Raw genomic sequence first — 13,260 nt, 5'->3', positions numbered from 1 at the left:
GCATGGCAACGGCACTGTTAAAAGAGATAGACGTAGATCTGATTGATAGAAATCCAGAGAACCCGCGGGTGGTATTTAGGCCTGGAGAAATGTCGCAGCTCATGGATTCTATCCGCAGGCTTGGTGTGCAGGTTCCGATTTCTGTTTATAAGGAGGGGGGGAGATTCGTTTTGATTGATGGCGAGCGTAGGTGGCGCTCTTCAATCAAGCTGAATAAAAAAACTATCCCCGCAATAATTCAAGAGAAGCCTTCCTCGCTTCAGAATCTGCTGCTGATGTTTAACATCCACGCTCTGCGAGAGCAGTGGGATCTCCTAACGATCGCATTAAAGTTGCCTAGAGTCATATCTCTTCTAAGGGAAGGTCTTGGCAGAGCCCCTAATGAAAAAGACATCTCAGGTGAGACCGGTCTCTCATTGGGAGTTATCCGGCGGTGCAAGCTCTTAATAGATTTACCAGACCGGCATAAGCAGATAATTCTCAGAGAGCTTAGGAAGCCAAAATCGCAACAAAAGCTAACTGAAGATTTCTACATAGAAATGGAAAGGGCGCTAAAGACGGTAGAGCGCGCTATGCCGGATGTTTTCCCAAAAGGCGGCAAAGAGACTGTCCGTAACATTTTGATAAAGAAGTACTCTGACGGTGTAATAACAAATCTTATTCACTTCAGGCAAATAGGCAAGATTGCACGCGCGAAGAACGTAGATGCTGATGAAGAAGATGCCCGAATTGCCCTTACGAAGCTTTTCACTGAGCCGAGCTATTCGATTGAGCAGGCGTATGGAGATTCCGTTTCTAATGCCTACATAGAACGAGATTTGGCAACCAGAGCAAATGGACTTGCTGATTATCTAAGTCAGGTTGAATCCGATACGATCGATGATGATGCATTAAAGGCTTTGGAGCATTTGTTTGAAACCCTCCACGAATTCTTGGAGGGCGAACAATGAACTTCCGAGTATTGCCAGATCACCTTCACGATCTAGCGCGAGGTGCCGTCAAATACTTTAGCAAGAATTATGGCGTCAACGGAATGAAAGCAGAGGAAGAGGTTGATCCACTAGTTGAGTTTAGGCCAACTCTTCATTCAACCTTGACGGATAAATCCATTATTTGTATTGAAGTTACTGAGAACGCATCATCCTCAGAATTAAATGAATTTGTACTTGAGTGCAGAAACCATGTAGTTCCGGTCAAGTTGTGGGTAGCAATTCCGAAGGTGGTGGGGGTTCTATCAACTAAGGATCTTGCGTTTGCTAAGGCGAATGGTATAGGAATCATTGAGTTTGATGAGCAAGGAAATGGCAGGCAGCTAGTAGGCCCTCCACTGTCACAGTCTTTGACCGGATTGAGAGCTATTGATTTTTCAGGTTTCCCTTCCCGTTACAAGGAGCCATTACAAGCAGCATTTGAAATGTTCAAGAATGGGAATCCTGCGAAGGCATGTTCTCTTGTTTACGATGAGATTGAAGCATTAACTCGAAGAATAACTAAGAAGTGCGTAAGTAAAAGATGTTTAAAGAAAGATCCGCAGTTTGATGTTGATAAGGCGAGTTGGAGTAATGTTCTTGAGTTCTTAAAAACGAACATAGATCCCACTCTTTCGGGTTGCCCTGCGTTGAAAGGTCCGCTATTCAGTCGTCTTATCGGATTAACGGAGTACCGAAATGATGCTGGGCATAAGCCGAGCTCTACAAAAAAGCTGATTGAGAGGGATAAGCAGCTTAGAACGCGATTTGAATCCGCCGTGGACGAACTTAAGACCCTTATAGATGCATCGAAGGCTATAAAGCCTTGAGGTAAGTAGAGTAGGTCGCGACAAAGGTTTATCTACTTTGTAGAGCGGGTGGTTGTCACTTACTCCGTGGAGAGTTGATTAATGGAGATGCTGGCATCTCAGAAAGACACTAGAGTGCAGTATCACGGACATGCTGGCATGACTCAATCATGCCTTTCTGCAATCGTTGGCGTGATCCAATCAGGTGAGCGGATAGAGCGCGCTTACATTTTGACCGCGTTTGAGCGCCACGGGTTTGCGATAAAGCTAGAGGTAGACGGGATTATTTTCGTCAAGACTGGTTTTACATCAGGCTACCCTGGTGAAGGTCCAGCGGGCTTGGCGAGTGCGCTTCATCTCCTTCGGAGACATCGAGTGGATATCGATGAGATTAATGTTTCCTCGCTATTTCTCGATCGCTTAGATGGGTGTCGACTTACTGTGTCTGATCTTAGCGCGGTCACTCCGGAGCAGGTGATTCGTCCAGCTCGATACGGCGACTATATGTATGGGCCATTCGCCAGGGAGACAGGGGAATCATACGCGATGCGAAAGTTGTATCCGCCCATAGTTCCTTTCGGCATCATTGATGACAGGATCGTCGATCTGGCGGTGAGTCTATCTGAGAATGCAGATTCTGCATTGATGACGGCGTACCGTAGGCTTGAAGAGATTGTCGTGAAGCGGTGTGGTCTGGCCGGCGTATCTGGTGCTCGTGTCTTTTCAAAAGCCTTCCAAGCCGATGACTCAGTTCTTACTTGGGATACCGCCGATCCAGCGGAAGCGAAAGGCAGAGCCGCATTGTTTTTCGCATGCTTTAGTGCTTACCGGAATAGACGAGCACACAAGGAACTCCAGCACTCTGATGCAGACGTGCTCCGGGAGTTTCTACTTCTGAATGAACTTTACGTGCTGGAATCCGAGGCGATCTTGCGCGAAGAAAGATCAGCGTAGGGTGAGCTTCAACGAAGCTCCACTTCTAGCTGCTTCACGAAGGTGCTAAGACGAACCCCGCATGCCTCGCAGTAGTCCCGCAATTGCAGAAGGTCCATGCGCCGAACCCCGCGCTCTACGTCGCTGACATAAGACTGGGAGTGTTCCAGCGCTTCGGAAAGTTCGACCTGGGTCAGCCCCGCGCGGGCACGGATATCCCGCAGCATCTGAAGCAACGTTTGGTACTCGGCTTTATGGATGGACTTGGCGGGCATGGAGCGGTCGCATTGGCGATTCCGCAGCCAAGCTATATCTAGTTTTCAAATATCTGAAAAACAGATATAGTCGGTGCGTGACTGGTCGACAATGGGCCATATCCATAGCGCCGTAGACGCGGTGTGTGCTGGCCTGCCTGACTCGACGGTCACGGAAACCATGGGAGCGCCTCGCGCGCATCACAGACCAAGGAAGCCGTCGCCATGACAAACCCCGAATTGCGCAAAGCAGTCGACAAACTCGCCTCACTCACCTTCGCCGACATCCCGCCCGGCCTGGCCGAAGGCCCAACCCCGCTGGAAACCCTGCTCAACCTGCTGCCAGGCGGCGGGGCCTGCGTGCTGGCCGACCCCGGCATCGCCGCCTACGACCCCCAAACCCTCGACCGCATCAGCACCACCGCGGAACTCGAATCCGACCACTGCCTGGACCGCGCCCACTGCCTGCTGGAACTGCTGCACGCCACCCTGGCCACCGACCCGCCCGCACTTCCCCAAGCCACCGCCATCGGCGCCCTCCGCCACCTGACCCGCTTCCTCACCGACCACCAACGCTGGCACGTCCTGGCCGACAACGCCGCCTACTACCGCGACCACCCCGAAATCGCCAACCAGATCGCCGCCCACCAGCACCCGGCCTAACCCCGGTGTGGCGACTCGGAAGGGCGGCGTCGCCCGCGTGCGGCGAAAGAGAGGCAAACCAAGCCCCGGAAAGGCCGGACCGCAAAGCAAAAAGGCTTGCGCGCAAACCTTTGAAGGTTGCGCGCAAGCCTTGGAACCTTGCCGGCAAGCCTCGGAAGGCGAGGCTTGGCCCTTTTTGCTCTGCGCGCAAAGCAATCTGCTGCGTTCGCAAAGATCAGAGCCTTGCGCACGGGCGACTGAGCCTTGCGCAACCGCCATTACAGCCCGCGTGCGAGCCCCGCGAACCCAATGGCAAGGCTTTTTACCTTGCGCGCAAAGCTGACCAGCTCGCCGCGCAAGCCTATTAGGGAGGACCGCAAGGCTTTTTTCCTTGCGCGCAAAGCACAACAGCATCAACGCCGGCCCTCGCAGGCTTGCGCGCAAAGCAAATTGCCTTGCGACCCCGGTCGCAAGCTCCGGCAGAGCAGAACCAAACCAATCATCAGGCCGTCATCCCGGCGAACGCCGGGACCCAACTTCCAGTGCACGCGGGCTTGGGTCCCGGCGTTCGCCGGGATGACGACAGGGAAGGGGGGCGTCATCTGCCATCTGTTGCTTCAGCGGGTCGCTACTTTCCGGAGCGAGCAGTCTATGCTTGCGCGGAAATAATCAAACTAGTCCTCATTTGGGTCCCTGTCACCCTTCCATTTGTCTCGAATGCTTTTCACGTTGTCGAAAACTGGGCTGAAAGCAAATGCCAGTACGAACAGCAAAATAAATGCAGGCGCGACCAGCCAACTATCTATGTACTCCAGGTACCACACGATACACATGCCACAAAACAACAAGAGCACATGCCTTATCGATCTAACTGCCTGCGGTCTCACTAGTTGCAACTCCCAATCGCGCTTCGACTTGGCAACCCTGAGTAGCTGCCGCCGCTATCATTTAAACCGAAAACAGACCTCGTAGGGTGGGCCTTGGCCCACCACTGCCATGGATCGGATTGCATTGACGTGGGAGCCAAAGACGGTGGGCCAAGGCCCACCCTACGGGGCCTCCGGTAGAGCAGAACCAAACCAATAATCAGGCCGTCATCCCGGCATGCGCCGGGATGACGATCCCTGGGGGCGACGCCAACGGCGTGTAGTGGCGTTCTTGGATCGAGCCGGTAGGGTGGACCGTTGCGGCCGATGATCCGCTTCGCAGCGCCGCATTCAAAAAAAGATATGGCGCGCTCCTAACAATTCATTGGATATGACACGACGCGCTGCCTATGCTTGGCCTCGAAGTCGATCCATGACATTTCGTGACACAACGGCAGCAGCCGGCAGCGTGAAGCCCCCACTTCGATACAAGAAAAGATGCGATCACTTTCAATCACGGCGATGCTGGCGGCCCTACTGGCTTGCGTGCCGGCCGTTGGCTTCGCCGAACCCAAACAACGCCTGATCGTCCTCAGCGATATCGAGGCCGATCCCGATGACAGCCAGTCGCTCGTGCGCTTGCTTCTGTACGCGAACCAGATCGATATCGAAGGCATCGTCGCCACCACCTCTACGCATCAGAAGTCGCGTATCGCGCCGGAATCCCTGCAGGCCATCATCGATGCCTACGGCCGGGTACAACCCAATCTGTCGAAGCACGAACCGGATTTTCCGAAAGCGGAGGCGCTGAAAGCGGTGGTGCGCTCCGGCTCGCAGCTGTACGGCATGCAAGGTGTCGGCGACGGCAAGGACTCGCCGGGATCGGACGCCATCCTCAAGGCCTTGGAGAAAAAGGATGCGCGGCCCCTCTGGGTGGCGGTCTGGGGCGGCGCCAATACACTTGCGCAAGCGTTGTATCGGATTTCCCACGACAGGACGCCGGAGCAGGCCGCTCGCCTGGTAAGCAAGTTGCGTGTCTACACGATCTCCGATCAGGACGATTCCGGTTTCTGGATACGCACCCAGTTTCCCGAACTGTTTTACATCGTCAGCCCCGGCGGCTATGGCAATGGCACTTGGACGGGCATCCACACGGCCGAGCCGGGCTTCGACAGCACGGAAGTGAGCAACCACTGGATCGCCACGCATATTCAACAGGGGCATGGACCGCTGGGCGCGATGTATCCGGATGTCTCTTTTGGCATGGAGGGCGATACGCCCTCCTTCCTGTCCTTGATACCTAACGGCCTGAACGCCCCCGAGCATCCGGACTGGGGCGGCTGGGGTGGGCGCTACGAGTGGTACACGCCAGCGTTGGAGACTACCAATCCGGAAGGCTTCACCGGCAACGTACCCGTATTGCAAGAACCTCGCGCCATCTGGACCAACGCCGTGGATAGTTACAGGCCGATGGTCTACAACGACTATGGCCGCAACGTGCGTGCCCACGATAAGGTCAGTACTGGGTACAGGACCACGATCTGGCGTTGGCGCAAAGAATTCCAGAACGATTTCGCTGCTCGCATGGATTGGAGCACCCAGCCATACGAGGGGGCGAATCATCCGCCAGTGGTAAAGCTAGGCCATGGCGATCGGCTGACCGTCAAATCCGGCGACGGCTTCATGATGAGCGCCGCCGGCAGCACCGACCCCGATGGAGATAGCTTGAGCTACCTGTGGTTTCAGTATCCCGAAGCGGGCAGCTACAAGAAGGAGATCAAGCTGGGGTATGCGGAAAATCACCATACCGTTTGGGGGCAGGCGCCGGTGGTAAGCAAAGCGGAGACCGCCCACTTCATCGTTCAGGTGACCGATAAAGGCAGTCCGACGCTGACGCGCTACCGACGCGTCATCGTCACTTTCACTCCGGGGGACGGAGGGAATTAAGGCCGCGTAGGGCGGAACCCGCGTAGCGGATTCCGCCGCATGTCTAACCGTCACTCGTCCAGTCGAGCGTAGTCGAAGCAGCCCAATCCACGGGATACCTGCCTCTGTCGACAAAACTGCGGAAACTGGAATGCGGCCAATCGTTCGGCCGCGCCGCATGGCCATGCTTTACCGGATTGAAGTGGATGTATTCCACATACCGGATCAATTCGTCGGCGTCGCGAATCTGCCGCTCCCAGTAACGTCTTTGCCAAATGCCGCGTTCGCCGCGCGCAATCCGCACCGCTGATCTGCGTTCGGCCACCGGTAATCCACGACTGAAATCCGTCTTGATCCGCCGCCAGCGCGTGGAGTAATCCGCGTCACTCTCCGGCAACCGCCATATCCAATGCATGTGCTCGGGCAATACCACCCAAGCCAGGATCGAGAAAGGCCGCCGTTGCTTTTCGGCCAAGACGCATGCCCGCAGCCGTTCCATCTCGCGCACCAGCAGGTCGTTGCCGTGCCGTTCCAACAGGTTGACCGTGAAGAACCAGGTGGCGCCGGGCGTATCGGTGCGTCGGTAGTTGGGCATGTCATCAATCCTTTGATGAAGGGGTTCCATGGTGCCTTGGTAACGCGAGCGATGAAAGACATGCGGCGGAAACGCCTTCGGCGGTTCCGCCCTACGTGGACTACGTGAACTGGTGCAGTGCCGCATTCGAAAAAGATATGGCGCGCGCTGAACAATTCATTGGATATGACACGACGGGCTGCCTACGCTTGGCCTCGAAGTTGATCCATGGCAGTTCGTGACACAACGGCAGCAGCCGGCAACGCGAAGCTCTGTTTCCCCTGTACACCTCAATGGCTGAAGTTATGCGCGACTACAAATCCTGCCTTGCCGGGTTCAATGCACTCTGGTTTGCGTCATGCCTGGCATTGAGCACGCTCGCTCACGCGGCGGAACCCGCGACTCGCGCCAAACCTTTTGAATGGAAATCCAGCGAGCCCCTGATCAAGCCTCCCGCCGATGCCAAGCATATCCATGGCGTCAAAGACCCGACCATCGTCTACCACGACGGTCGATACCACGTTTTCATGACCACGGCGGCGGCGACGGGCTGGGGGTTGGCCTATACGAGCTTTGCGGATTGGGACCAAGCGCCGAAGGCGCCCCTCTTCATGCTCGACCAGTCGCCCATCGGGCCGGGTTACCGCGCAGCGCCGCAGGTTTTCTATTTCGCGCCGCAAAAACTCTGGTATCTGATCTACCAAGGCGGCGACCCGTTGTATTCCACGACCAAGAACCTGGCCGACCCCCGGTCATGGACGCCGCCGCAGCCCTTCTACGCGACCATCCCGGAAAGCGTCAAAGACGCCGAGGGCAAGGCGGCCTGGCTGGACTTCTGGAATATCTGCGACGACAAGAAGTGCCATCTGTTCTTTACCGACGACAACGGTAGCTTCTTCCGCGGTGAAACAACGCTGGAGCGTTTCCCTCACGGCTTCTCCGAGCCTGTCGTCGTCATGAAGGAAAAACGCGAGGACATGTTCGAAGCGAGCAACACCTACAGGATTACCGGCACCCAGCAGTATTTGACGCTGATCGAGGCGATCGGGGCCAACGGCAGGTATTTCCGCGCCTGGAAAGCCGATCGTCTGGACGGCAAGTGGCAACCCATTCCCGGCGCCAGGATGAACCTGTTCGCTGGCGCGGAAAACGTCAAGTTCAATGGCCGGATCTGGTCCGAAGGCGTCTCCCATGGCGAACTGATCCGCGACGGCGTCGACCAGACGCTGAGCATCGACCCCTGCCAGCCGCTGAGATTCCTCTACCAGGGCCTGGATATGGAAAAGGACAAGCAGTACGAATACATCGAACTGCCGTATCGGCTGGGCGTGATAACCGCCACCGCCCCCAACGCCATCAGCGTCTTGTGCAAGAAATGAACGCCCGCGCGACCGCTCTCGTTCTCTTGTCCGTGTTGGCTGCGCTGCCCGCGACCTCATTCGCGCTCAACCCGGTTATTCAGACGAGGTATACCGCCGATCCGGCCCCCGTGGTCCATGACGGCACGCTCTACCTGTTTTCCGGCCACGACGAAGACGTCGGAGAGATCGGCAACTTCAACATGAAGGACTGGGTGCTCTCCACGACGACGGACTTGGTGAACTGGACCCAGCACGGCGCCATCGCCTCCCTCCGGGATTTCCCCTGGGTCGCCAAGGAGATCTCCGGCGGACCCGGTTTTGAGAATGGCGCCTGGGCCCTCCATGCGATCGAGCGGGAGGGCAAGTGGTATCTCTATTGCCCGATTCAAGGCAAGGGCATCGGCGTGCTGGTGGCCGATAATCCCCTCGGGCCCTACACCGATCCTCTGAAAAAACCGCTGATCGGCGGTAACTACGACAGCATCGATCCGACCGTTTATATCGACGACAAGGGCCAGGCTTATCTCGCCTGGGGCAATCCCAATCTGTGGTCGGTGAAGCTCAACAAGGACATGATTTCCTACGACACCAACGTCGGGGAGAACGGCATCATTCGCCATCCGATGACCGTCAAGGCCTTGGGCGCGCGCATTCCTGCGGACGAAAAACGCGGCACGTCCTACGAAGAGGGTCCCTGGCTCTATAAGCGCAAAAATCTCAATTACCTGTTTTTTGCAGGTGGTCCCCTCCCTGAGCATCTCGCGTACTCCACCGGCCCCACACCCGAAGGTCCGTGGACCTACGGCGGCGTGATCATGGCCCCGCAAAGCGCCTTCACCAACCACCCGGGCGTGGTGGATTACAAGGGCAAGACTTACCTTTTCTACCACGACGCCGCGCTTCCGGGAGGCGACGGCTTCAAGCGTTCCGTGCGCGTCGATGAGTTGAAGTTCAACCCGGATGGCTCGGTCCCGATGGTGCAGCCGACCAACGAGGGGCCGGCACCGGTCGCCACCCTCGATCCCTACAAGCGCGTGGAAGCCGAGACCATCGCCTGGTCTTCCGGCGTCAAGATCGAGCCCAGCAGCGCCGGCGGCCAGAATGTGCGCGACCTCCACGACGGCGACTACATCCGGGTGCGCAATGTCGATTTCGGCACGCGCGGCGCGCGTGCCTTCATGGCCAGCCTCTCCAGCACGGCCATGGCGAAGCAGGCCACCGGGGCGAAGATCGAGATTCGTTTGGGCAAGCTCGACGGCCAGTTGATCGGCACGCTGCCGGTCTCGGGAACCGGCGGCGAATGGAAGCCGCAGTCTGCCCGTATCTCCGGAGCCTCCGGCATCAACGATCTGTTCTTCGTGTTCCGCGGCGCGGCCGGCGAAGAAGTGTTCAAGTTCGATTACTGGCAATTTTCCCAGCGCGACCTGGCCGCGGACAGTGCCTCCGTCGCGTCTCAATCCCTTCCAGCAAAACAGGCGGATTCTGCCCACAATCCCCTTATCTGGGCCGACGTCCCGGACATCGCGGTCATCCGCGTAGGGAAAACCTATTACATGAGCAGCACGACGATGCACATGAGCCCGGGCCTTCCGATCATGAAGTCGACGGACCTGGTCAACTGGAGCATGGCCTCCTACGCCTATCAAACCCTTGCCGACAACGAAGCGCTCCGCCTCGAAAACGGCAAGAACGCCTACGGGGCCGGCTCCTGGGCCAGCAGCCTGCGTTACCACGATGGCGTGTTCCATGCGTCGACGTTCTCCGCCAATACCGGACGTACCCACCTCTACACCACGCGCGATCCGGAGCGCGGCCCGTGGAAAGAGACGAGTTTCGAGCCCTTGCTGGGCGACCACAGCCTGTTCTTCGACGACGATGGTCGCGTCTACATGGTTTACGGCGGCGGTCGCATCATGCTCACCGAGATGAAACCCGACCTCTCCGGAATCAAGCCCGGCGGCGTGAACAAGGTCATCGTCGAAAACGTCAACGCCCTCTTCGGCGCCGACCAGGGCGGGCTGAAGGGCGAGGGCTCGCAGCTCATCAAGATCAACGGCCGCTACTACCTCTTCAACATCGCCTCGCCCGGGAGCCGCTGGGCGCGCACCGTCATCGTCCACCGCGCCGATGCAATCACCGGTCCCTACGAGGGTCGCATCGCGCTAGACGATCGCGGTATCGCCCAGGGCGGCCTCATCGATACCCCGGAAGGCAAGTGGTATGCCTATCTTTTCAAGGACAACGGCGCCGTCGGTCGCATCCCTTACCTCGTGCCCGTGACTTGGAAGGACGGCTGGCCCGTGCTCGGCATAGACGGCAAGGTGCCCATGACGCTCGACCTCCCCGCCGGCGGGCAGGGCGTCTCCGGCGCCTCCGGCATCGTTGCCTCCGACGAATTCGACCGCCAGCCCGGCGAACCCGACCTGCCTCTCGCCTGGCAATGGAATCACAACCCCGAGCCTCGTGATTGGTCGCTCACCCAGCGCCCGGGTCACCTGAGCTTCGTCACCAGCCGGACCGTTCCCACTCTGCTCGAGGCCCGGAATACCCTCACCCAGCGCACCTTTGGCCCTCGCAGTTCGGCCACCACCAGCATTGACGTGAGCGGCATGAAAGACGGCGACTGGGCCGGCCTCGCCGCTTTTCAGAAACAGTATGGTTTTGTTGGCGTCAAGATGAGCGACGGCGCCAGATCTCTCGTCATGGTGAGTGCTGAATCGGACAAGCCCGAGGAAATCGCCTCCATTCCCCTCTCTGGCAAAACCGTTCACCTCAGGGTCGACTGCGAATTTCAGCCCGCGCCTGAGGTTGCCCGCTTCTCCTACAGCCTCGACGGCAAATCCTGGACTCCCATCGGTCGTCCCTCGGCCCTTGCCTACACCTTCCCGCACTTCATGGGTTACCGCTACGCGCTCTTCTTTTATTCGACCAAGACCGCCGGCGGCCGTGTCGACTTTGACTATTACCGGATCGGGCAAAGCGGTGGCTCCCGCTGACTTGCGCAAGGATCTTGTCGAAGCGCTTTATCCACCTCGCCGGTAAAAATAAAAGCGCCGGACAACGGCACGATAATTCACATGGAAAACTATCAATGCGCCTTCTGATATCCGCGGCCGCGATCGCTGCTGCCCTGATGCTGCCTTTCGCGGTCCATGCCGCCGATGCACCGGTCCAGGTAACACTCGATGCGTCCAAGCCCGGCGCAGTGATCGACCGCCATCTCTTCGGCCAGTTCGCCGAGCATTTGGGCAGCGGTATCTACGGCGGCATCTGGGTCGGCAAGGATTCCAAGATCCCAAACACACGCGGCATCCGCAACGATGTCGTAGCGGCGTTGAAGGCGCTCAAGGTTCCCAACGTCCGCTGGCCGGGCGGCTGCTTCGCCGACCAATACAACTGGCGCCGCGGCGTCGGCCCTGAGCGCAAGCCGGCCGTCGGCGAGCCCAACACTTTCGGCACCGACGAATTCATGGACTTCGCCGATCAGATCGGAACCGAAGCCTATCTCTCGGTCAATCTCGGCTCGGGCACTGCAATGGACGCCGCCGAATGGCTCGAATACATGACCTCTTCGACAGACAGCGCCTTGGGGGTCGAGCGCGCCAAAAACGGCCATCCGGAACCGTACCAGGTCGCCATTCTTGGTCTCGGCAACGAATCCTGGGACTGCGGCGGCGCGATGTCGGCGGACTTTTACGTCAATGAGATGAAGCGCTTCTCGCACTTTATCCGTAGCTACAGCGCCACCTCCAATCAGCCGATGAAGCGCGTGGCCGTCGGCCCGAGCGGCGCCGACACCAGCTATACCGAAGCCGTCATGAAAGCGTGGAACGGACGTTCCTGGTCTTGGGATATCGAAGGTCTGTCGCTGCATTTCTATGCGACGGGCGGCTGGCCGCCGCATATGTCGGATATCGGCTTCGACGAAAAGGACTATGCCGTCCTGCTGAAAGACTCGCTCCGGCTGGACGACGCGATCAAGACGCATTCGGCGATCATGGACAAGTACGATCCCGAAAAGAAGGTCGCGCTGGTGGTCGACGAGTGGGGCACGTGGCTGGCGCCGACGCCGGGGTCGGACCCGGGCTTCCTGGTGCAGCAGAACAGCCAGCGCGACGCCGTGGTGGCCGCGCTAGGCATCAACATCTTCGCGCGCCATGCCGACCGCGTGCGCATGGCCAATATCGCGCAGATGATCAACGTCCTGCAGGCCATGATCCTGACCAACGAGGACAAGATGTTGCTGACGCCGACCTATCATGTCTTTCATATGTACGTGCCGTTCCAGGACGCGACCTTCGTACCGCTGACCTTCGACGCCGGCACCTATACGACGGACGGCATCACCCTGCCACGCGTCGATGCCGTCGCGGCCAAAGACAAGGCCGGCAAGGTATGGATCGCCGTCACCAATCTCGACGCGAAGTCGCCCGTGACCTTAAGCGTTTCCCTTGCCGGTGTGAAAGCCACGAAGGCGTCGGGCCAAACTCTTTCGGCGCCGAAGGTCGACAGCGTCAACACCTTCGACGCACCCGATACCGTCGCGCCCAAGGCATTGTCGGCCAAGGTCGCGGACGGCAAGTTGAACATCACCGTCGCACCGGCATCGGTGGCGGTGCTTGGGCTGGAATAGTGACGTAGCCCGGGTAGAGCGTAGCGAAACCCGGGGTCCTGGATCAGACGTGCAAGTGCCCCATCTGGTTCCCTCACTTTGGTAGATATCTTTGAAACGGTGGTTGTTCCCGCCTCGGCATCCTGGGTTTCGCTGCGCTCTACCCAGGCTACGATACTGCGCATCGATCCGCAGACCGGGGATATCCGGGCCGACAGTCCCAGCCCCATGCCGGACGACAGCGACGGCGCGCGCTTTATCTGGTCGGAATAGAAAAGACCTCGTAGGGTGGGCCTTGGCCCACCATTGCCATGG

At 58.1% G+C, this 13,260-nt stretch carries 10 protein-coding genes; 8 read left to right on the top strand and 2 right to left on the bottom strand.

Annotation, left to right across the window (positions count from 1 at the left end):
* Positions 1-2: 2 nt before the first annotated feature.
* The 3 genes from J2W94_RS06530 to J2W94_RS06520 all read left to right on the top strand — a co-directional run bounded on the left by J2W94_RS06530 (position 3) and on the right by J2W94_RS06520 (position 2,731).
* A complete protein-coding gene (locus J2W94_RS06530; RefSeq protein ID WP_310091278.1) occupies positions 3-950 on the top strand; it encodes a ParB/RepB/Spo0J family partition protein in 948 nt (315 codons plus the stop codon).
* Positions 951-1,033: 83 nt separating this feature from the next.
* Positions 1,034-1,798 carry a hypothetical protein gene (locus J2W94_RS06525; protein WP_310091277.1) on the top strand — a complete coding sequence of 255 codons (765 nt, stop codon included), beginning with the start codon at positions 1,034-1,036 and terminating at the stop codon, positions 1,796-1,798.
* A gap of 81 nt (positions 1,799-1,879) precedes the next feature.
* Positions 1,880-2,731, top strand: coding sequence for a TIGR02391 family protein (locus J2W94_RS06520; RefSeq protein WP_310091276.1), 852 nt, complete (start codon positions 1,880-1,882; stop codon positions 2,729-2,731).
* 8 nt (positions 2,732-2,739) lie between these two features.
* Here J2W94_RS06520 and J2W94_RS06515 read toward each other — a convergent pair whose 3' ends face one another.
* Positions 2,740-2,985 carry a helix-turn-helix domain-containing protein gene (locus J2W94_RS06515; RefSeq protein ID WP_310091274.1) on the bottom strand — a complete coding sequence of 82 codons (246 nt, stop codon included), beginning with the start codon at positions 2,983-2,985 and terminating at the stop codon, positions 2,740-2,742.
* A 204-nt stretch (positions 2,986-3,189) separates the two neighbouring features.
* Between J2W94_RS06515 and J2W94_RS06510 the strand changes: the two genes are divergently transcribed.
* A complete protein-coding gene (locus J2W94_RS06510; protein WP_310091272.1) occupies positions 3,190-3,627 on the top strand; it encodes a hypothetical protein in 438 nt (145 codons plus the stop codon).
* 1,343 nt (positions 3,628-4,970) lie between these two features.
* Positions 4,971-6,419: a DUF1593 domain-containing protein gene (locus J2W94_RS06505; RefSeq protein ID WP_310091270.1), complete on the top strand. Its 1,449-nt coding sequence runs from the start codon at positions 4,971-4,973 to the stop codon at positions 6,417-6,419.
* Positions 6,420-6,462: 43 nt separating this feature from the next.
* Here J2W94_RS06505 and J2W94_RS06500 read toward each other — a convergent pair whose 3' ends face one another.
* Entirely contained in the window at positions 6,463-6,993 is a 531-nt protein-coding gene (locus J2W94_RS06500; RefSeq protein ID WP_310091269.1) for an REP-associated tyrosine transposase, read from the bottom strand.
* Between the two features lie 272 nt (positions 6,994-7,265).
* On the opposite strand from J2W94_RS06500, the gene J2W94_RS06495 reads away from it, so the two are divergent.
* From J2W94_RS06495 to J2W94_RS06485, 3 genes are all read left to right on the top strand, one after another.
* Positions 7,266-8,351: a non-reducing end alpha-L-arabinofuranosidase family hydrolase gene (locus tag J2W94_RS06495; RefSeq protein WP_310091267.1), complete on the top strand. Its 1,086-nt coding sequence runs from the start codon at positions 7,266-7,268 to the stop codon at positions 8,349-8,351.
* The gene (locus J2W94_RS06490; protein ID WP_310091265.1) at positions 8,348-11,329 is read left to right on the top strand and encodes a family 43 glycosylhydrolase; all 2,982 of its coding nucleotides are present in this window, start codon (positions 8,348-8,350) and stop codon (positions 11,327-11,329) included. Before J2W94_RS06495 ends, J2W94_RS06490 begins: the two co-directional genes overlap by 4 nt.
* A gap of 95 nt (positions 11,330-11,424) precedes the next feature.
* The gene (locus J2W94_RS06485) at positions 11,425-12,966 is read left to right on the top strand and encodes an alpha-N-arabinofuranosidase (RefSeq protein ID WP_310091263.1); all 1,542 of its coding nucleotides are present in this window, start codon (positions 11,425-11,427) and stop codon (positions 12,964-12,966) included.
* The last annotated feature ends 294 nt before the right edge of the window (positions 12,967-13,260 follow it).

This window comes from Pseudoxanthomonas sacheonensis (genome assembly GCF_031455975.1).
Lineage (GTDB): Bacteria > Pseudomonadota > Gammaproteobacteria > Xanthomonadales > Xanthomonadaceae > Pseudoxanthomonas_A > Pseudoxanthomonas_A sacheonensis_A.
Note: the sequence above shows the minus strand (reverse complement) of the source record. Positions and strands in the feature narration are given on the sequence as shown.

Excerpts from the sequence above, each read along its gene's own strand:
- J2W94_RS06495 (WP_310091267.1), top strand. The coding sequence starts at position 7,266 with ATGGCTGAAGTTATGCGCGACTACAAATCCTGCCTTGCCGGGTTCAAT.
- J2W94_RS06500 (WP_310091269.1), bottom strand. The coding sequence starts at position 6,993 with ATGCCCAACTACCGACGCACCGATACGCCCGGCGCCACCTGGTTCTTC.
- J2W94_RS06510 (WP_310091272.1), top strand. The coding sequence starts at position 3,190 with ATGACAAACCCCGAATTGCGCAAAGCAGTCGACAAACTCGCCTCACTC.
- J2W94_RS06505 (WP_310091270.1), top strand. The coding sequence starts at position 4,971 with ATGCGATCACTTTCAATCACGGCGATGCTGGCGGCCCTACTGGCTTGC.
- J2W94_RS06515 (WP_310091274.1), bottom strand. The coding sequence starts at position 2,985 with ATGCCCGCCAAGTCCATCCATAAAGCCGAGTACCAAACGTTGCTTCAG.
- J2W94_RS06520 (WP_310091276.1), top strand. The coding sequence starts at position 1,880 with ATGGAGATGCTGGCATCTCAGAAAGACACTAGAGTGCAGTATCACGGA.
- J2W94_RS06490 (WP_310091265.1), top strand. The coding sequence starts at position 8,348 with ATGAACGCCCGCGCGACCGCTCTCGTTCTCTTGTCCGTGTTGGCTGCG.
- J2W94_RS06485 (WP_310091263.1), top strand. The coding sequence starts at position 11,425 with ATGCGCCTTCTGATATCCGCGGCCGCGATCGCTGCTGCCCTGATGCTG.
- J2W94_RS06530 (WP_310091278.1), top strand. The coding sequence starts at position 3 with ATGGCAACGGCACTGTTAAAAGAGATAGACGTAGATCTGATTGATAGA.
- J2W94_RS06525 (WP_310091277.1), top strand. The coding sequence starts at position 1,034 with ATGAAAGCAGAGGAAGAGGTTGATCCACTAGTTGAGTTTAGGCCAACT.